Source organism: Lachnoanaerobaculum sp. OBRC5-5 (assembly GCF_000296385.1).
GTDB lineage: Bacteria > Bacillota > Clostridia > Lachnospirales > Lachnospiraceae > Lachnoanaerobaculum.
The window spans coordinates 2,874,578-2,894,532 of the sequence record NZ_JH815185.1 but is presented as its reverse complement, the minus strand read 5'-3'; the positions used below and the strand labels follow the sequence as shown (position 1 = coordinate 2,894,532).

Below are 19,955 nucleotides of genomic sequence, written 5' to 3'. Positions count from 1 at the left end.
AATTCCTGTAAAGCTTTTTAATATATTATAAAAATCCACTATTTCGCCCACTTAAATATTATTGTAGCCATTGGAGGAACCTTTATCTTAAGTGAATTCTCTCTGCCGTCCACTTTTTTCTTGACAGATTTCTTTGCTCTCTTATTTCCGACTCCGCTTCCGCCATACTTTTTATCATCCGAATTGAAGATCTCGGTATATGTACCCTTATATGGAACACCGATTTCTCTTTCATAAACAATCGGTGTGAAGTTGCATACGACAACCAGTGTGTCTTCCTCATTCTCGGTCTTTCTGAGGAATACAACCGTACTCTCATCCTTTGATGTACAGTTTATCCACTCAAATCCGTCAGGATTGTAATCAAGCTTATAAAGTGCAGGATAATCCAGATAGAGTTTATTTAAAGCCTTTGAATACTTTTGCATCTTGCTGTGAATATCATAATCCAGCAGATTCCACTCAAGTGATACATTTTCATTCCACTCATTCATCTGTCCGAATTCCTGTCCCATAAAGAGAAGCTTCTTTCCCGGATGAGTCATCATATATCCGTATGCCGCTCTTAGATTCGCAAACTTTTCTTCCTGAGTTGCTCCCGGCATCTTTCCTGCAAGAGTAGCCTTACCGTGAACCACCTCATCATGACTTAAAACAAGAATGAAGTTCTCACTGTAGTGATAGAAAAGTGAGAATGTCAAAGCATTATAATCTCCGCTTCTAAAATATGGGTCAAGCTTCATAAACTCAAGGAAGTCATTCATCCAACCCATATTCCACTTATAATCAAATCCAAGTCCGCCTTCATTTAGATCACCGCTTACCTTAGGCCATGCTGTAGACTCCTCGGCTATCAAAAGGCTTGAAGGATTTTTCTTTTTGTAAATTGAGTTCAGATGCTTTAAGAACTCTATAGCATCCAGATTTTCATTACCGCCATATATATTGGCAACCCACTCTCCCGAGTTCTTACCGTAATCAAGGTAGAGCATGGAAGCTACCGCATCCATTCTTATACCGTCAACATGGTATTTATCCGCCCAGAAAAGTGCATTTGAAATAAGGAAGTTGCTTACCTGAGGTCTTGCATAATTATATATCAATGTACCCCAATGCGGATGTGCTCCCTGTCTCGGATCTGCATGCTCATACAAATGACTTCCGTCAAAACATGCAAGGCCGTGCAAATCTCTTGGGAAATGAGCAGGTACCCAATCAAGTATTACTCCGATTCCCTTCTTATGCAAATAGTTTATAAAGTACATGAAATCATCCGGTGTACCGTATCTTCTTGTCGGACTGTAATATCCTGTCACCTGATAGCCCCAACTTGCATCAAGCGGATGCTCCATTACAGGCATAATCTCCACATGGGTATAATTCATCTTCTTTACATAAACAGAAAGTTTATGTGCTATTTCACGATAATTATAGAATACGGAGCCGTTTACTTCCTCACCGTTCTCATCATACTGCATTTCTTTTCTTATCCATGAGCCTAGGTGCAATTCATAGATATTCATTGCTGCAGATTCATTTATCTTTGTAGACTGGATATTTTCTCTGTCTTTCATCCAATCCTCATCACTCCATTCAAAGCCTGAAATATCCGCAACTATACTTGCAGTATTCGGTCTAAGCTCGGAATAAAATGCATAAGGGTCGGACTTTAACATAGGCTCTCCTTTTTTTGTCTTTATTTCAAATTTATAAAGACTGCCTACACTGACTCCCGGTATAAATATTTCAAAAACTCCGAAATCACCGAGTCTCTCCATCTGATGTCTTCTGCCGTCCCAAAGGTTGAAATCACCTACAACAGATACTCTCATAGCTTCAGGAGCCCATACCGAGAAGTTTACACCCTCCACCCCTGAGATTGTCATAGGCTTTGCACCCATTTTTTCATAGATTTCATAGTTGATTCCGGCATCAAATTTTGATAAATCTTCCTCGGAGTATATACTGTCAAAGGAATATGGATCTGATATTGTCTGTTCTACTTCATTATCATATTTAACTATAAATTTATATTTAAACTCCTGCTTTCTTCCCACAAAGCATGCAAAAAATCCGGCTTCATCCATACATTGCATTGCAACAGGATTTTTGTTCCCGTCAATCAACAGCGCCATCTCTTTTGAACTTGGTATAAAAGCCTGAACCAAAAAACCTCCATCCACTCTATGTGAACCGAGAATCTTTTTCGGTCTGTCACATTCTGAATAAGTGATCTCCTCTATCGCTGCCCAATCCATCAAATCATATAAATTCTTATCCATAGCTTAACCCTTCCTTCTAACATTCTGAGTAACAGTTCAGATAATATACTGCCTGCTTATCCGCCCCATAACATTTATATAGATTATACTATTCTTTTGCAAAACATGAAAGTAAATGTTATAAACTACACTGTTTAAATATGACTATTATTACTTATAATTTTTATACATCATTATACTTTTTTACATCTATCTTATATCCCTCAAGTTCCGATTCCAAGATTACTTTCATAAGGCCTCCTAATCATTTATTATGTATACAACTATTATACCATAAAACAAAACATATGATGTTTAAAGTATCCCTAAATATGTTTATTATTATTTTCATAATTATTTTATCATTTGGTTGTATTATAAATTCAATTATCGTAAAATAGTATGAGTTCAAATAAAGAAAAAATTGTGAGAGAAAATTAGATTGGAGAAGATGATGAATAACAATTCAGATTTTGACGTTGTAAAAGAAATTTTCAGTTGGATTTCTATAATAGTGGTGGCTGCTGTGATAGCGCTTGTTTTAAACCTTTTTATTATAGCAAATTCGAGAGTACCGTCTGCATCTATGGAAAATACTATAATGACAGGGGACAGAGTTGTCGGATTCAGACTCACTTATCTTTTCCAGGAACCGAAGCGTGGGGATATTATAATATTTAAATTCCCTGATGATGAGAGTCTATACTATGTAAAGAGAATTATCGGTGAGCCGGGGGATATAGTAGATATCAAGGACGGCAAAGTGTATTTGAACAATTCCGAAACTCCGCTTGAAGAGGATTATATAAGGGAGCCTATGATACCTGAGGCCGATATGCATTTTGAAGTACCTGATGGAGCTTACTTTTGTTTAGGTGATAACAGAAACAATTCCGCAGACTCCAGAAGATGGGTACACCCCTATGTTTATAAAGAGAAAATAATTGCAAAGGTAATCTTCCGCTACTTCCCGGGATTTAAGATGTTGAAGTAATATGAATTGAATTTGAAAAACAGGCATATCAATAATCATATGCCTGTTTTTTGATATAAAATTTAATTCTTAAAACTATGTATCGGTGCAGGTATTCTGCCGCCTCTGTTTACAAATTTCTCACATGAGAAGCCGTTTACAGGCATTATAGGCGCATAGCCTAAAAGCCCTCCAAACTCTACCACTTCTCCCTCGCCTTTGCCGATAACAGGTATAAGTCTTACTGCGGTAGTCTTTTGATTTATCATACCGATAGCAGCCTCATCCGCTATAATACCTGCAATTGTCTCTTCCGAAGTATCTCCCGGTATTGCAATCATATCAAGACCTACAGAGCATACACAGGTCATTGCCTCAAGCTTTTCCAAAGTCAAAGCTCCGGCATTCACCGCATCTATCATGCCTTGATCTTCCGATACGGGAATAAATGCACCTGAAAGTCCTCCTACATATGAAGATGCCATAACACCGCCCTTTTTCACCTGATCGTTTAAAAGTGCAAGTGCCGCTGTAGTTCCCGGTGCACCTACTCTTTCAAGTCCGATTTCTTCAAGTATTTCAGCTACCGAATCTCCTACGGAAGGTGTCGGTGCCAATGAAAGATCTATTATTCCGAAAGGAATACCAAGTCTTTTTGACGCTTCTCTTGCAACAAGCTGCCCGACTCTTGTAATCTTAAATGCCGTCTTTTTTATAGTCTCACAAAGCACCTCAAAGTTTTCGCCTTCTGCTCTCTTTAAAGCCGCACGCACAACTCCGGGGCCGCTGACACCTACATTTATAATGGCATCGGCCTCTGTAACACCATGGAATGCACCTGCCATAAAAGGATTGTCATCAGGAGCATTGCAAAATACCACAAGCTTTGCACAACCGATAGAATCTCTGTCGGCTGTCATAATTGCGGTATCTTTTACTATTTTTCCCATAAGCCTTACAGCATCCATATTAAGTCCGGTCTTTGTTGATCCCAAGTTTACAGAACTGCAAATAAAGTCCGTCTCATTCATTGCCTGTGGTATTGACTCGATAAGAAGTCTGTCCGCCGCAGTTATTCCCTTTGAAACTATAGCTGAATATCCGCCCAAAAAGTTTACACCGAGATCCTTTGCCGCCTTATCAAGTGTCTTTGCTATCTGTACAAAGTCTTCTTTTGTCTTGCAGGCGCTTCCGCCCACCAAAGCGATAGGTGTGACCGATATTCTCTTGTTTACAATTGGTACACCGAAGTCCTTTGATATTTCGTCACCTACTCTTACAAGGTCCTTTGCGGTCTTTGTTATCTTATCATATATATTTTTACAAAGCTTATTTAGATCCGTATCTATACAGTCAAGCAAGCTTATTCCAATAGTAATAGTTCTGACATCCAACAGATCCTTGTCGATCATGTCGTTAGTCTCTATTACTTCAAACATATTCAGCATAATTCCTCCTAGAGTCTGTGCATGGATTCAAAAATTTCTTCTTTTTGAGCTTTTATCTTTACTCCAATTTCTTCCCCGAGGGCATCCAAATCCTCAACAACTTTTGTGAATTTTTCAGTGGCATTTTCCATATCTGTAATCATCATCATATTGAAATATCCGCTTACTATTGTCTGTGATATGTCCAGTATATTTATTTTATTTTCCGCAAGATATGTACATACTCTTGCTATAATACCTACTGTATCCTTGCCTACTACAGTTATTATAACCTTGTTCATAAAATTCTCCATTCCTAACACTACACATAGCAAATTTCAGATAAAGCATCTCTTTTTGCAACCTCTATATCAAAATCTTCCGGATTGTAAGGTCTCTCATCCGCAAAAATTTCATATCTTACACTTTCAAGAGCCAACTCCGGAAGATTGTTCTTATCTGAAAGATGTCCCAAAAAGATTTTCTTGATATTTTCATTTAAGATCTCACATATAAGCTTTCCCGAATTCTCATTGGAAAGATGTCCTCTTTCACTTAATATTCTTCTCTTAAGCTCATAGGGATAGGGACCTGTTTCAAGCATTCTGATATCATGATTTGCCTCAATAAGTAATGCATCCAGATTTGAAAGATTATCCACAATATCCTTTGTATATCTTCCAAGGTCCGTAGCTACCGCAATTTTTTTATTTCCGCACTCCACCCTGTATCCGAATGGCTCATTTGCATCATGGTCTATATCAAATGCCAAAACTTCCAAATCTCCAAGACTTGTATATCTTTTTGATTGTATTATATGAAAATAATCTTTAATTTTAGAGTATTTATCTCTTTCTTTTAAATATCTGAGCGTACCTTCCGAAGCGTAAACCGGAATTTCATTTTTTCTTACAAAGACTTCAAGACCTGATATGTGGTCGCTATGTTCATGTGTCAAAAATATTCCTGAAATATCTTTTCCGCAAAGCCCCAATTCATTCAGTCTTGTCTCTATTTTTTTATTTGAAATACCGGCATCCACCAGAATATGGGTATTCTCACTGCCTATATAAGTGGAATTTCCGTCACTTCCGCTTGCCAAGCTAACCAGTCTCAAAGTATCACCTCAAAGCCTCTCTAATGTTTTTCTCCAAATCAGACCTGGATCCGTTATTTTGTATAATTTTATCCGCAATAGACTCAAACTCCAACTCTTTCGGCTGCTTTGCGATTATCTGCTCAATTCTCTCTTTCTCAAGCCCTCGTGATAATATAAGTCTCTCCGTTCTGATCTCAATATCTGTATGCAGATACCAAATCTCATCATAGATATCTTTATTATCAGGCATAAGTGCCTGCTCCACCACATTCAATCTGTTCTCTAAAAGTCGGTTTTTGATTTCTTCATATACGAGCGGATGTATTATACTGTTTACCAGCTTTAATTTTTCTTTATCATAGTAAAGTATATCACCTAATTTTTTTCTATCAATGTTTTTTTTATCATCCAGTATGATATCCCCAAAAACAGACCTAAGGGCAGTGTAACCTGCCCTGTCTTTTTCATATAAAAAATGTGCCACTTTATCGGCTTCTATGATATTTGCAAAATGCTCTTCTCTAAGTATATTTAAGGCTTCACTTTTTCCTGAGCCTATACCTCCCAAAAGCAAAATATTCATTATTTTGCCTCCAACCAGGTTTTTCCTATATGAGCATCCACTTCAAGCGGAACTTTAAGGCTTACCGCCTCTTTCATCGCCTTTTCTACAAGTTCTGAAACTTTTGCCGCCTCATCTTCTTTTACTTCCACCAAAAGCTCATCGTGGATTTGTAATACAATTCTTGCATCAAATCCGCTCTTTTCCAGTGCCTCATCCACTTTCAGCATGGATATTTTCATAATATCAGCAGCACTTCCCTGTATAGGCGAATTCATTGCAACTCTGTCACCGAATGATCTGGTCATAAAGTTTGAACTCTTTATCTCAGGTATCGGCCTGATTCTGCCAAACATTGTCTTTACATAGCCTTTTTCTTTGGCATCCGCCACCTGTTTATCCAAAAACTTCTTTACACCGCCATATATCTTAAAATAATTGTTTATATAATCCAGTGCTTCTTTTCTGGATATACTTAAATCTTCCGAAAGTCCGAATGCGGAAATACCGTATACCACTCCGAAGTTTACAGCCTTTGCATTTCTTCTAAGCTCCGGTGTCACCTCTTCAAGCGGCACATGGAAAACCTGTGATGCCGTAGCCGCATGAATATCCGCTGCCGAGTGATAGCTCTCTATAAGCTTTTCATCCCCTGAAAGTGAAGCTAAAACTCTAAGCTCTATTTGTGAGTAGTCGGCGTCCACAAATACATAACCTTCCTTCGGTACAAATATATCTCTTATCTTACTTCCCATCTCGGTTCTTACCGGGATATTTTGCAGGTTCGGATCCGTAGATGAAATACGTCCTGTAGCGGTAATTGTCTGATTGAAGGTACCATGTATTCTGCCGTCTTCTCTTATATATCCCGCAAGTCCTGTAGCATAGGTCGAATTAAGCTTTGTAAGCTGGCGGTATTCAAGTATATCTCTTATTATTTCATGCTCAGGCGCAAGCTTTTCAAGTACATCCGCTGCAGTGGAGTAACCTGTCTTTGTCTTTTTTCCGCCTGAAAGCTTGAGTTTTTCAAAAAGTATCTCTCCAAGCTGTTTTGGAGAATTTATATTAAAGCTTTCTCCGGCTTTTGTTGTTATGCTTTCTTCAAGCTTTGCTATTTTTTCCAGCAAGGTATCAGCATACCTTTTCAGCCTTTCTTCATCCACTCTTACTCCGGTGTTTTCCATCTTTGCAAGTGAATATATCAAAGGCATTTCCACATTTTCATAAAGCTCTGTGAGTTCCAAACTTTCAAGCTTTGCTAAAATATTTTCTCGGGAATGAAGTGCAACATAGCTTTCTGTAGCAAAATAATTTATTGCCTTTTCATCGTTAAATCTCAAAACTTCATTGAGCTTAGCCTTGCCTATCATCTCAGTCTTTGAAGAGCAGGCACTTCCCATATAATCTCTTGCAATGTCCTCTACAAAATAGCTGTCTTTTAAAGGATTGATAAGATACGCCGCCACTGAAATATCATAGAAGTTCTTTGCAGCCTTCATATCTTTTACAAGCTTTATAAGAGGCTTTAATGAAAGTACATACTTTCCGGCATCCAAACGGATAATCTCCTCAAGTATGTCCGCAATATTTTCCATATCCTTTATTATATAGGATTTATTTTCCAAGGTAATTGATATGGCATAAAGCGAATTTACATGATAGCTCTTTATAGCCGTCTCTTCCAAGCATACGGAAATACCGAATTCTTTTGAATCTTTCAGCTTACTGTAAAGGCTCTCCCATGCATCCTGTTTGTCAATTACAGTTGTATCAAGTTCGATACTTGCTTCTATCTCTACATTTTCATATCTTTTAAGGAAGGATTTAAACTCAAGTTTATTTATCCATTCAAGACTCTCTTTGGTATAGAGATTTCCGACTTCCATATCCGAAATATCGGTTTCTATAGGAGCGTCGGTCACTATAGTAACAAGCATCTTTGAAAATTTTGCATCCTCTATATGCTCACTAAGTGCTTTTGAAGCTCTTGGCGGCTTTAATTCATCCACATGCTCAATTGCATTTTCTATGGAATGATATTCCTGTATGATTTTTGTGGCCGTCTTTTCTCCTATGGAAGGGACTCCGGGCACATTATCGGATGTATCTCCCATAAGAGCCTTTACATCTATAAATTCCTTAGGTGTAACCCCGTATTCATTCATTACATCCTCAGGAAGGTAATCATGAATTGTTGTAACACCCTTTGAAGTCTTTGGAATCCTTATCTTTATATGTTTATCGGACAGCTGCAAAAGATCTCTGTCGCCTGATATTACACTTACAAAAACTTCATCGCTTTGATATCTCTTTGCAATGGTTCCTATAATATCATCAGCCTCATACCCTTCCTTGGTAAGGATTGGTATATTCATGGATGAAAGCACATCCTTTATAAGCGGAACCTGCTCTCTGAGTTCATCAGGCATTGACTTTCTTGTGCCTTTGTATTCCGCATATGCCTTATGTCTAAATGTCGGGGCAGACAAGTCAAAAGCGACTGCTATATAATCAGCCGCCTCCTCGTCCAAAATCTTGAACATGATATTTAAAAAACCGTAAACCGCATTTGTATGCAATCCCTGTGAGTTTGAAAGCTCAGGAACTCCGTAAAATGCTCTGTTTAAAATACTATGTCCGTCTATAAGAACTAATTTCTTCATATATCTCCTACTAAAAGAACCAAATTCGTAATTGCATCATGGCAATAATAAACACTCCGAAAAACATCAGTGTATTTATGGAATACTTAAGCACCCTACCTATAAATAATATAAAAATCTTCTGGTAGGCCTCTCTTATATGGCTGTTTAGAGCTGCAGTCAGATTGTAATCAATATCTTCGCCATCCGACTTATCAAGGCCCACATCAACAATATAATAGATTTCCAGCTCATCCATACATGCTTTGCAACCCCTTACATGTTGCAAAAAATCTCTTGTTTCTTCCATTGAAAGCTCATCATGTATAAAGGGTATGATGAGCTTTCTGGCTTCTCTGCAAGTCATTTTATGACATTTCCTTAACCCTTTGTGAAACGTTCTCTTTGAAGTTTATAACATCATGGTCGTATTCGGTATCCATAAGTGATGATGTTATTATAAAGTCCGCACTGGATTTGTTTATAGCCATAGGTACATCATATACCTGAACTATACGAAGCAGTGCCTTCACATCAGGGTCATGAGGTGCAGCAGTAAGCGGATCGGTAAAGAATATAACAAAGTCAATCTTTCCTTCCACTATTCTTGCACCTATCTGCTGGTCTCCACCAAGGGGACCTGAATTGTATCCCTTTACTGTAAGACCTGTTTTTTCGGTTATAAGTCTGGCTGTAGTACCTGTTCCGTATAATTTATGCTTAGCCAAAACATCCTTATGTTCTTCACACCAGTTTATAATATCGGGCTTTTTGCCGTCATGTGCAATCAATGCAATATTTTTCTCCTTTGGTATAGTAAGTGTTACTTTATCTATATTATTCATAATATCTCCATTCTTTAGAACGGTTTTCCACACTCTGGACAGAATTTCGGCGGATTGCTCGGGTCATTCGGAGTATATCCGCAAGCTGAGCAATGAATTGAAGCCGCCACAGGCTTTGGCTCTCCGCATTCGGAGCAAAACTTTCCGGTATTGTTTCCATGTCCGTGACTGCAGGTCCATGTAGTTGCCGCCTGCTGAGTACTGCCCTGCTGTGGTACTCCGTTTTGCTGCATGGTATTTGCCTGCCCGGCCTGATTCATCTGCTGCCTTGCCTGCTCATCTGCTGCCATCTGATAGAGCTGATTTGCATTTATTCCACCCATCTGAGCTGCCATATTCATGCCTGCAAATCCCATCATTGCACCGCCTGAATTTTTTGCCGCATCTCTCATAGCATCAGCCTGAGCCAAAGTAAGGTTTGCGGCTGCCATAGATGCATTCTGTAAAACAGCTGCTCTTTGCATCTGCTTTATATCTTTTTCATCTTCCGGTGGAATGGATATTCCGCTTATTGCAAATGAAACGATTTCAATTCCCAGTCTGTCTCCCCATTTACTTGACATTATACTGTTAAGTTCGTCTGCAAGTTCCATAGCATGGTTTGGAATATCACTGTATCTTGATCCTATTCCTGAAAGTCTTCCAAATGCCGGCTGAAGTGAATTCAAAAGATCCGCATTCATCTGGTCTAACATAGGTCCTTCAAGTCTATAATCACCGTCTACATTTCCTGATACATTTTGATAAAAAAGCAGAGGGTCTACAACTTTAAAAGAGTAACTGCCATGACATCTGATTTTTGTCTCATAATCAAATCCGATATTTGAATCAACTATTCTATATGGTATCGGTGTTGAAGTTCCGAATTTAAATCCCGGTATCTCCTTTGTATTGATGTAATAGACTCTGCTGTCTCCTGTAGCACCACCGCCAAATACAAGTCTGTTCTTAAACTGTTCCCAGGTTCTTTTAACTGTCTCTTTCAGATTACCTGCAAAAATCGTAGGCTCTTCAGTGTTACTGTAAACATATTTTCCGGTTTCCGCACAGACATCCTTTATTCTTCCGTTTTCAACAACTATCATACACTGTCCGTCTGCCACTGCAATGATGGAGCCGTCAGTAATAACATTATTTGTGGATTTATTATTTGAACCTCTTTGGTCCACTCTTTTTTTACCCTTTGTTACAATTATATCCCCTTCCAGCGAATCTTCATAGAAATAGTCTCTCCATGAATCTGCCAGTACGCCTCCTGCGGCACCGCTTATAGCTGAAATAAGTCCCATAGATTCTAACCTCCTGTTACGCTTAATCTTTGAAGCAATAATACTGTAATTATATCAATTTTTTACAATCAATACCAGTAAATCAATTCTTAAATATTTATAATCAAATAAAATTCACATACAACAGTAAAAAGAGGGTGTACAAATCTAAAAATTAGTATAAAATATAAGAAAAAGAAAAAGGAGATTCACATGAAAGTAATCGATACAAAAAATGCACCGGGTGCAATAGGACCATATTCACAGGGATTTATCACAAACGGACTTGTTTTCACATCAGGACAGATTCCTGTAAATCCTGCTAACGGTGAGGTTCCTGAGGGAATCACAGCACAGACAGAGCAGAGCTGCAAGAATGTAGCCGCTATCTTGGAGGCTGCAGGTTCAGGAATGGACAAGGTTGTAAAGACAACATGTTTCCTTGCAGATATCGCTGATTTCGCTGCATTCAATGAAGTATATGCAAAGTATTTCACATCAAAGCCTGCAAGAAGCTGCTTCGCTGTAAGAGACCTTCCAAAGGGAGTTCTTTGCGAAATCGAGTGCATCGCTGAGGCATAAAATAAAATATTTTAATTATAAATCGGCTCTTTCTTGTGAAGAGTCGATTTTTTTATAAATTTCATCTCCTTTTTTGCGAATAATTCTCACTAAATATTGTCTTTTATACAGCTTATATTGTATAATAAAGCTAGGTTTCTGTGAGCTTTGTATTTGAACTTTTATTCACAGATATATAATCGATTTTATAGGAGGTTTACCTGATGGCAAACTCAACCAACAATACTGCATGGCAGCAGATTCAAAACGGAGTTTATGATACTCAAAAGCTTTTGGCTGCTCAAGAGTATAACTTGTCAATGATTAAGGCAAAACAGACATTGGAAATCATAATAAAGCAGCTCAGCGGTCGTGATGATGACGATGAGCAGAGTATTACCGATATTATAGATTCTTTATATACAAGTAATGTTATTTCCTATGACTCATTTGAACATTATCATAAAATTCGTTCTATAGGAAATAAAGCGATACTTGAAAATAATAATGAGGAATTTAATGCAACTTTTGCATGTCAATTACTCTCTGAGGAAGTACAGACATTTATAAATGAGTACGCTCCAAGAAAAACCCGCGTATCACCTGTGGTTACACCTATCAGAAATGATAATTCTCAAAGAAAAACAAGCGGTACAAATACTGAAGGTGCTCAAAGAAGAAGAGTTGTAAAAAAATCTTCAAAGAACAAGAAAAAGCCTACAGTTAATACTGCAGACTTGACCAAGGTGATTATAGGATTTGTAATCCTTATTGTTTTGATTTTACTGTTCAGATCACTTGTTCCTTCAAAGAAGAAGACCAATACAACAAATACTACGACTACTACTGCAGTTTCATCAGACAGTACCGATACTTCAGAGACAAGTGCTGAGACTGCACCTGAGACTGCTGCAAGTGTTAAGTATGTTACAACTGCAAAGTTAAACGTTCGTTCTTCACCAAGCCGTGACGGCGACATACTTGCAACTTTAAATGTAGGTGTAAGTGTGGATTATGCGGGAGAACATGATGCAACATGGTCCATTATCAATTATAACGGCGGACAGGCTTATGTAGCTACAGCTTATATTAAGCCGGCACAGTAAAACATCAGTAATAAATATAATTAAATAAATATTTCAAAATGAGGGTGCAACTTGAAACCAAGTTACACCCTCACTTTTTATTAAAAATAAAAGTCTCCGCTTTTTCCTCCGGTTTTCTCTAAAAGATGAATATCGCTTATAAGCATTCTCTTATCTATGGCTTTGCACATATCATATATGGTAAGCAGTGCAATATTTACCCCCATCAATGCTTCCATCTCCACACCGGTTTGACCTGTAGTCTTTGCTTTTGAGAATACGATTATATCATTCCCTTCAATTTCAAAGGTTATCTTTGAGCTTGTAAGGTTTATATTATGGCACATGGGAATAAGCTCTGAAGTTCTTTTTTGTCCCATAATACCTGCAACCTGAGCTACCGTAAGTACATCACCCTTTTTTATCTTTTTACCCGTTACCGCCTGTATGGCCTCATCACAAAGAGTAATTCTTCCTGTTGCAATCGCAACTCTGTTTGTAATATCTTTATCTGAAACATCTACCATTACCGCATTTTTGTTATCATCAAAATGTGTAAATTCCATTTATTCTCCATTCTATTTCAACAATAATATATTTTCTTCATCTATCTGTAGGAATTTCGGCAATCCCCTGTCTTCAATCTTTTCTTTTATATCCTTTTGTACAAGCCATGTAATATCTGAACTTCCGTTTGTATACAGATAATAGTTATCCTCAAAGGGCAACTTTGCCCTACTCTTTAGTTTGAACTCTATCAGATTGGTACCGCTCTCTTCCCATACAGGCACAAACTCATGAGCTCTGATACCTATGGCATTTATATCCTTTGGCAGCTCTTTTGAAAATTCAAAATTTATTCCCCAATCTATAGCCTCTATAGTATTATCTGAAATATATCTTATATCGGAAATATTTTTACATCCTGTAAGTATTGCCGCTGTTTTTGTCTCGGGAAATTTGAATATTTCCTTTGTATTTCCAAGATTTGAAATTTTACCCGTATCAATTACCATCATACTGTCACAAAGCCTATATACCTCATCTCTTGAGTGTGAAACAAATATTGCACTGCCTTCAAAATCTTCCAAGATCTGTGCTATCTCTTCCTGTATATGATCTCTAAGATAAATATCAAGTGCGGAAAATGCCTCATCAAAAAGTAATACTTTCGGCTTTCTGATAAGTATCCTTGCCATTGCAACTCTTGCCGCCTGACCTCCACTTATCTTATTCGGTTTTGAATCCTTTATCTTTGTGAGTTCAAACTTCTCAAGAAACTTGTCTGCATCAGCTCTCTCAGACTTACTAAGACCTATAACTATATTTTCATACACTGTAAGGTTCGGAAAAAGTGCATAGTTTTGAAAGCAATATCCTATATGTCTGTCCTTAGGTTTTATATCTGTTTTTTTCTCCGAATCAAAAAGCAGCCTATCATCAAGCTTTATATAGCCTTTATCAGGCTTTTCAATACCTGCAAGCATTTTTAAAATCATGCTTTTTCCGGCTCCCGAGCCGCCAAGTATTCCTATTCTGTTACTGTCAAGCTTACATTCTATATCCAAAGTAAAATTATTAAGTTTCTTTTTTATATTTAATTCAAGCATACTACCTCTGTATATACTCCATCAAAAGCATTATTAAAAAGGCGATAAACAGCACAATACCTACCCATATTCCGGCTTCAAGATAGCTCTGATTCTGTACAAGATAAGCTATCTGCTGTGATATTGTGGCGGTTTTTCCCGATATATTACCGGCAAGCATTGATGTCGCACCATACTCTCCTATCGCCCTTGCAAAGCTTAAAATCGCACCTGAAAAAAGTGACGGTGATGTTATAGGGCATACCACTTTAAAGAAGATCTGAAACTCCGACAGCCCCAAAGTTCTGCCTGCATATATAAGATTCTTATCCAGCTGTAAAAAAGCCGACTTGGCATTCTTATACATTAACGGAAAAGCTATAATAAATGCCGCCAGTACGCAACCTATAAAGCTTTGCACTATTTTTATATGGAAATTGCTGTATAAAAATATGCCTACCGGTCTTCTTCTGCTGAATATAAGAAGCAGAAAAAATCCCACTACAGTAGGCGGAAGTACCATGGGCAATGTGAGTATACTGTCAAATACCGCCATTATCCTTTTGTTCATATAAAGACTGACATAGGCAAGTCCCACACCCAGAAAAAAACATATTATTGTAGAAAGAAGCCCTATTTTTAGAGTTATAAAAAAAGGGCTCCAGTCTAAATGTGCTAAAACATTACTCATATAAATATTTTTCAAATACCTTCTTTGCATCATCCGACTTTAAGTAATCATAGAACTTGTCAGCTTCAGCACTTATCTTTTCATCAGCTTCGTCATTATTTACTCTTGCTATAGGATATGTGATTTTTCCGCTAAGACTCTCATCTATCTTTTCAATAATCTGAACATCATCTTTTCCGTAAGTATCTGTAACATATACAAATCCTACTTCACCAAATCCCTCTACAACAGATAAAAGTGTCTTTGTAACATTTGAGTTTTCAATCACTTCAAGTCCAAGTTTTTCCTGAAGCTCGGCACCTGTACTTTCCTTGCTGATACCAAGGTCAGGATAAGCCTTTGAAAGTGCCTCTCTTGCATATGCGCCTGCAGGAACACTTGACTCACCTATTGATATTGACTTGGCATCCTTTATATTGGCAATACCTGTAACCTTTGTCTCAGAATCCTTAGGTGCTACTATACAAAGCTTATTGTGAAGCAGATCCACATCGGTGCCTTCCTTGATAAATCCGCCTTCTTTTAACTTCTCCATCTGCTTCTTTCCTGCACTGAAGAAGATATCGCATGCAAATCCTTCCTCAATCTGAGTCTGAAGCTTACCTGATGAATCTGTATTTAAAGCAATCTTTACATCAGGATTTGCCTTGTTGTACTCTGAGATTATCTCTTCCATTGCCTCTTTTAATGATGCCGCCGCAAATACATTGATTGCAGATGCATCACCGGTACTCTCGGCCTTTGTTGTTTCTTCAGCCTTTGTCTCAGCCACTGTAGTAGTCTCTGCCGCCGTAGTGGTCTCAGGAGCTTTACTCTCTTCCGCCTTTTGTCCTCCACAGCCTGCTAATGTCAATGCTGCAACCACACCCAATACTTTACAAATATTCTTTAATCTCATATTCTCTCCCTTTTGTCTTTAATTTGTCTCTCTACCGCTTAATATTCCAAGTCCGTGCTTTAGCGGTGTTAATATATATTCAATGTTCTCTTTACAGGCTTTCGGACTGCCCGGTAAATTTATTATCAGAGTATTTCCTCTTATACCGGCAGTTTGACGGCTTAGCATAGCCTTTGGTGTTATTGTAAGTGAATAACTTCTAAGTGCCTCTCCTATACCCGGTACTTCTCTTTCCACAACCTGCTTGGTTGCTTCAGGAGTAACATCTCTTTTTGAAAATCCTGTACCGCCTGTGGTAAATACCAGATCCACCTGTCTTTGATCACTGAAATGCAAAAGTTTTTTTGCTATTTGACTCTTCTCATCCGGAACTATTATATAATCAACTACTTCCATTCCGGCAGCTTCCACCAGCTCCTTTATAACAGGACCTGATTTATCCTCATATTCCCCTTTTGAAGCTCTGTCAGAAACGGTAATTATACCCACTCTGTACGGACCTTCTTCTTTTTCAATAACTTTTATACTCTCTCCCTTTTGTACGACTCCCCCTTTTAACACTTCTGCAAATATACCTTCTCTCGGCATAATGCAGTCGCCCATTTTTTTATATATATTGCAGTGGCTGTGACATTCCTTGCCTATCTGTGTGACCCTAAGTCTTGCCTCTCCTATTTCAAGGATAGTTCCCACAGGCAGGCTTCTAAGGTCTACACCGCTTACAATTATATTCTCACCGAATGCTCCGAAATCAACTTCGGCGCCTTTTTTTCTGAAAGCATCTATTTTTTCAAATGCCAACAGACTTACCTGTCTATGCCATTTTCCCGCATGCGCGTCTCCTTCGATGCCCCAGTCTTCTTTTAATACAATTTTTTCTACTTCTTTTTTCTCAGTGCCTTTTTTCTCACTGATACATACTGCTAAAACTTCTATATTATTTTCCATTACCCACCTATTTCTACCATATCTTTCATTTCACTGATCTTTGACAAGTCTTCAAAAGCATGTGCTTCGGGCTTTCCTGCTATACATTCTCTGATTTTTTCTTTTAATATATTGTGCTTTTTTTCAGATCCGATTTCGGTATTTTTTAAAATATCCTTTACATCAATATTTGATTCATAACAAAGACATGGTTTTAGTTTTCCTGTAGATGTAAATCTGATTCTGTTGCAGGAGTCACAAAATTTTCCGTGCATAGCACTGATAAAACCTATAGATCCGACGAATCCTTCAAGCTTTATATACTTTGCCGGACCGTTTCCATGCCTTTTATTATCCTCGGTAACAATGTATCTTTCTTTTATTCTTTCAAGAATCTCTACATTGCTTACCCCTGTTGATTCCTTGCCATGCCCTATAGGCATCATTTCTATAAATCTGATATTCAATCTGTCATTCTTTGCAAGCTCTATAATATCAAAGAGCTCATCATCATTTACACCCTTTTGTATCACCGTATTTATCTTCGTACTTATTCCTGCATTTATAGCTTCTTTTATACCTGCCATTACATCATTTAATGCATCAACACCGGCAATTTTTTTAAATTTCTCTCTCTCCAAAGTATCCAGACTTATATTTACACTTGAAAGTCCTGATTTCTTTAAATCTTTTGCAAGTTTTTCAAGGTAAAACCCGTTTGTTGTCATTGTAATGTCTTTTATATTATCCAAGGTATTAAGCTTTTTTATAAAATCAACTATACCCTCTCTTATAAGAGGCTCTCCACCTGTAATCTTATACTTCGTAATACCGCATTCGCTTGCCGCAAATGCAACTTCATATATTTCATCCAGGCTTAGAGTCTCTTCCACTTTTTTAGTTTCAGGCATACAATATGTGCATCTGAAATTGCATCTGTTGGTAACGGAGATTCTCATATAGTCAATTTTTCTATTGTAACAATCTCTCATATTTATTCTTAAACAAGTTCAATAAGTACTTCTATTCTTCCGCCGCAAACCATACCTTCAATGCTCGCTTCATCATCCGTAAGGTCAACGTGTAGTAAATAAGGCTTTATAATCTCTTCGCCTTTTAATATCTCATCAACCTTTACCATAATGTCATGCTCGGCTTTTCCTCCACCGATAGTTCCGATAAAGCTGCCGTCCTTTAAAAATAACGCCTTTGCCCCCACGCCTCTCGGTGCGGAACCTTTTTTTCCTACTATGGTAGCCATGACCATTCTTTCATCACTGCCTACTATCTTCTCAAGCATTCCGTCTATATAGCCGACATTTTTGTTCTTTGCATTTTTTACCGAAATTATCTCGGCAAAAATTGAAATAGCTATCTCTACAGGAGTCTCGGAATTTATATCAAGACCTATAGGGGTATAGATTTCATCTATCTTCTTTTCATCATAGCCTTCACTTCTGATGGCATCAAGTACAAAGCCGACTCTTCTCTTTGCACCCATAAGTCCTATATAGGCATATGGTTTCTTAAGGATTTCTCTTATACATTCTTTATCCCACTGATGTCCTCTTGTAACTACAACAAAATATGTATCATAGTCCGATTCAAATTTTGAAAGTGCTGATGAAAAGTCTTCACAACAAACTCTGTCAGCCCCTGCATTCTTTGCTTTATCCGCAAATTCTTCTCTATCCTCTACTACCACCATCTCAAAACCGAGCATCTGACCTATCTTGATCATGGCAATACTTGTATGTCCGGCACCGCAGATTACAATCTTGCTTTTATTACATATATGTTCTACATATACTCTGTTACCGGCTATCTCTACCATGCCGGCTTTATTTATTCCCTTTATCTGCTCAAGATTTTCCTTGAAAAAGCTTGTGTCCTTGCTTACCCATACAAGCTCTCCCTCTCTTATCACAGCCTTGCTTCCATAGTCTTTATCACCCAATGATGTAAATACAAATGTTCTTAATCCTTTTTTCTTTGACTCATCTATAACTTTGTATAATTCCTTGTCCATATTCTCGCTCCTTTAAAATTTATGACACACCGAATGAACAATTAGGGAATATACATGTCGGACAATGCATACAATATCCGCCTACTCCCAAACAGTCAATATCAGACTTTTCCACCTTTTCCCCTGCCATAATTCTAGGCAATACAATATCAAATATTGTTTTCTTCTCATACATTACACAGCCCGGAAGTCCCATAAAGGTAATATTTTCATTTTCACCGCCGTAGGCCAGCATAAACATGGCACCCGGAAGTACAGGCGCACCGTAAGTAATAACCCTGCCAGCATTCTGCCCTATAGCATAAGGTGTCTTATCATCAGGGTCCACACTCATTCCTCCTGTGCAAAGTACAATATCCACGCCTGCAGCCATGACCTTTTTGATGCACTCTATCTCCATCTCCACATCATCACTGCTTATCTCATGTGCTATAACTTCGGCACCGTAGGCTTTCATCTTATTTATAACCACAGGTGTAAAAGTATCCTTAATTCTTCCATAGTAAACTTCATTACCTGTAGTCACTATTCCGACTTTCATCTGTTTGTACGGTAAAAGTTCAAAGAGAGGCTTGTCTCCTACAATTTCCTTTGCCTTTTCCATCTTTTCTTTTTCTATAATAAGAGGTATTACTCTCATACCTGCAAGATGCTGACCGGCTTTCACAGGAAAGTTGTCGTGTATACTTGCAATCATCATCTCACCAAGTGAGTTGAGCTTATTTATTCTTTCCTTATCTATCTTTAAGAGTCCGTCACACTCCGCAATCAACTCTACCTTACCCTCTTTGATATCAGGATCTCTTGTAAGATGTTCATTCTTACACATATCATAAAGCATCAGTGCGGCATCATTTTCATGCAGCATATTTTCATTTACTTCCCAGATATAGATATGGTCTTTACCTACTGAAAGCAGTACTTCCACATCCTCTTCTCTTATAATATGACCTTTTCTGAATACCGGTCCTTTTTTCTCGCCTTTTATTATCTGTGTTATATCATGACAGAGCATATGCCCTACGGCATCTTTAGTATCTATAAGTCGCATATTTCCCCTTCTATATTCCGCAACGGCTTGAGCCAATCCGCTACACT

The 19,955-nt window shown here is 37.9% G+C and carries 20 protein-coding genes; 3 read left to right on the top strand and 17 right to left on the bottom strand.

What is annotated here, in order from left to right; genetic code table 11:
* Positions 1-38: 38 nt before the first annotated feature.
* Positions 39-2,282 (bottom strand): 1,4-alpha-glucan branching protein GlgB, encoded by a 2,244-nt coding sequence (gene glgB, locus HMPREF1135_RS13335; protein WP_007596072.1) that lies wholly within the window; start codon positions 2,280-2,282, stop codon positions 39-41.
* 433 nt (positions 2,283-2,715) lie between these two features.
* Between glgB and lepB the strand changes: the two genes are divergently transcribed.
* Positions 2,716-3,255, top strand: coding sequence for a signal peptidase I (gene lepB / locus HMPREF1135_RS13330; RefSeq protein ID WP_007596070.1), 540 nt, complete (start codon positions 2,716-2,718; stop codon positions 3,253-3,255).
* Positions 3,256-3,317: 62 nt separating this feature from the next.
* Here lepB and HMPREF1135_RS13325 read toward each other — a convergent pair whose 3' ends face one another.
* From HMPREF1135_RS13325 to HMPREF1135_RS13290, 8 genes are read right to left on the bottom strand one after another with little or no spacing between them, the layout of a single operon-like run.
* Entirely contained in the window at positions 3,318-4,682 is a 1,365-nt protein-coding gene (locus HMPREF1135_RS13325; RefSeq protein WP_007596069.1) for a PFL family protein, read from the bottom strand.
* 8 nt (positions 4,683-4,690) lie between these two features.
* On the bottom strand, positions 4,691-4,963 hold the full coding sequence (locus tag HMPREF1135_RS13320) for an ACT domain-containing protein (protein ID WP_007596068.1): 273 nt from the start codon (positions 4,961-4,963) through the stop codon (positions 4,691-4,693).
* A 20-nt stretch (positions 4,964-4,983) separates the two neighbouring features.
* Entirely contained in the window at positions 4,984-5,778 is a 795-nt protein-coding gene (locus HMPREF1135_RS13315; RefSeq protein WP_007596067.1) for an MBL fold metallo-hydrolase, read from the bottom strand.
* Positions 5,779-5,782: 4 nt separating this feature from the next.
* On the bottom strand, positions 5,783-6,343 hold the full coding sequence (gene coaE, locus HMPREF1135_RS13310) for a dephospho-CoA kinase (protein WP_007596066.1): 561 nt from the start codon (positions 6,341-6,343) through the stop codon (positions 5,783-5,785).
* On the bottom strand, positions 6,343-8,985 hold the full coding sequence (gene polA, locus HMPREF1135_RS13305) for a DNA polymerase I (RefSeq protein WP_007596065.1): 2,643 nt from the start codon (positions 8,983-8,985) through the stop codon (positions 6,343-6,345). The genes coaE and polA overlap by 1 nt, the downstream gene beginning before the upstream one ends.
* Before the next feature lie 10 nt (positions 8,986-8,995).
* Positions 8,996-9,331 carry a zf-HC2 domain-containing protein gene (locus HMPREF1135_RS13300; protein ID WP_007596064.1) on the bottom strand — a complete coding sequence of 112 codons (336 nt, stop codon included), beginning with the start codon at positions 9,329-9,331 and terminating at the stop codon, positions 8,996-8,998.
* A gap of 1 nt (position 9,332) precedes the next feature.
* The gene (locus HMPREF1135_RS13295) at positions 9,333-9,809 is read right to left on the bottom strand and encodes a methylglyoxal synthase (RefSeq protein ID WP_007596063.1); all 477 of its coding nucleotides are present in this window, start codon (positions 9,807-9,809) and stop codon (positions 9,333-9,335) included.
* Between the two features lie 14 nt (positions 9,810-9,823).
* Positions 9,824-11,098, bottom strand: coding sequence for an SPFH domain-containing protein (locus tag HMPREF1135_RS13290; RefSeq protein WP_007596055.1), 1,275 nt, complete (start codon positions 11,096-11,098; stop codon positions 9,824-9,826).
* A 192-nt stretch (positions 11,099-11,290) separates the two neighbouring features.
* Here HMPREF1135_RS13290 and HMPREF1135_RS13285 point away from each other — a divergent pair, with 192 nt between their 5' ends.
* Together HMPREF1135_RS13285 and HMPREF1135_RS13280 are read left to right on the top strand one after the other, a co-directional pair.
* Entirely contained in the window at positions 11,291-11,659 is a 369-nt protein-coding gene (locus HMPREF1135_RS13285; protein ID WP_007596054.1) for a RidA family protein, read from the top strand.
* A gap of 203 nt (positions 11,660-11,862) precedes the next feature.
* The gene (locus tag HMPREF1135_RS13280; RefSeq protein ID WP_007596053.1) at positions 11,863-12,744 is read left to right on the top strand and encodes an SH3 domain-containing protein; all 882 of its coding nucleotides are present in this window, start codon (positions 11,863-11,865) and stop codon (positions 12,742-12,744) included.
* 80 nt (positions 12,745-12,824) lie between these two features.
* Here the strand turns inward: HMPREF1135_RS13280 and moaC are convergent, their stop codons facing one another.
* From moaC to HMPREF1135_RS13240, 8 genes are read right to left on the bottom strand one after another with little or no spacing between them, the layout of a single operon-like run.
* Positions 12,825-13,289: a cyclic pyranopterin monophosphate synthase MoaC gene (gene moaC / locus HMPREF1135_RS13275; RefSeq protein ID WP_007596052.1), complete on the bottom strand. Its 465-nt coding sequence runs from the start codon at positions 13,287-13,289 to the stop codon at positions 12,825-12,827.
* A gap of 12 nt (positions 13,290-13,301) precedes the next feature.
* Positions 13,302-14,333: a sulfate/molybdate ABC transporter ATP-binding protein gene (locus HMPREF1135_RS13270; RefSeq protein ID WP_007596051.1), complete on the bottom strand. Its 1,032-nt coding sequence runs from the start codon at positions 14,331-14,333 to the stop codon at positions 13,302-13,304.
* 1 nt (position 14,334) lies between these two features.
* Positions 14,335-15,003 carry a molybdate ABC transporter permease subunit gene (gene modB, locus HMPREF1135_RS13265; protein ID WP_007596050.1) on the bottom strand — a complete coding sequence of 223 codons (669 nt, stop codon included), beginning with the start codon at positions 15,001-15,003 and terminating at the stop codon, positions 14,335-14,337.
* Positions 14,996-15,901 (bottom strand): molybdate ABC transporter substrate-binding protein, encoded by a 906-nt coding sequence (gene modA / locus HMPREF1135_RS13260; protein WP_007596048.1) that lies wholly within the window; start codon positions 15,899-15,901, stop codon positions 14,996-14,998. The genes modB and modA overlap by 8 nt, the downstream gene beginning before the upstream one ends.
* A gap of 18 nt (positions 15,902-15,919) precedes the next feature.
* Positions 15,920-16,849, bottom strand: a complete 930-nt coding sequence (gene mog, locus HMPREF1135_RS13255; protein WP_007596046.1) for a molybdopterin adenylyltransferase — start codon at positions 16,847-16,849, stop codon at positions 15,920-15,922.
* A complete protein-coding gene (gene moaA, locus HMPREF1135_RS13250) occupies positions 16,849-17,820 on the bottom strand; it encodes a GTP 3',8-cyclase MoaA (RefSeq protein ID WP_007596045.1) in 972 nt (323 codons plus the stop codon). The genes mog and moaA overlap by 1 nt, the downstream gene beginning before the upstream one ends.
* 8 nt (positions 17,821-17,828) lie before the next feature.
* Positions 17,829-18,857, bottom strand: coding sequence for an XdhC family protein (locus HMPREF1135_RS13245; RefSeq protein ID WP_007596042.1), 1,029 nt, complete (start codon positions 18,855-18,857; stop codon positions 17,829-17,831).
* Between the two features lie 19 nt (positions 18,858-18,876).
* Positions 18,877-19,908 carry a molybdopterin-binding protein gene (locus tag HMPREF1135_RS13240; RefSeq protein WP_007596041.1) on the bottom strand — a complete coding sequence of 344 codons (1,032 nt, stop codon included), beginning with the start codon at positions 19,906-19,908 and terminating at the stop codon, positions 18,877-18,879.
* Between the last annotated feature and the right edge of the window lie 47 nt (positions 19,909-19,955).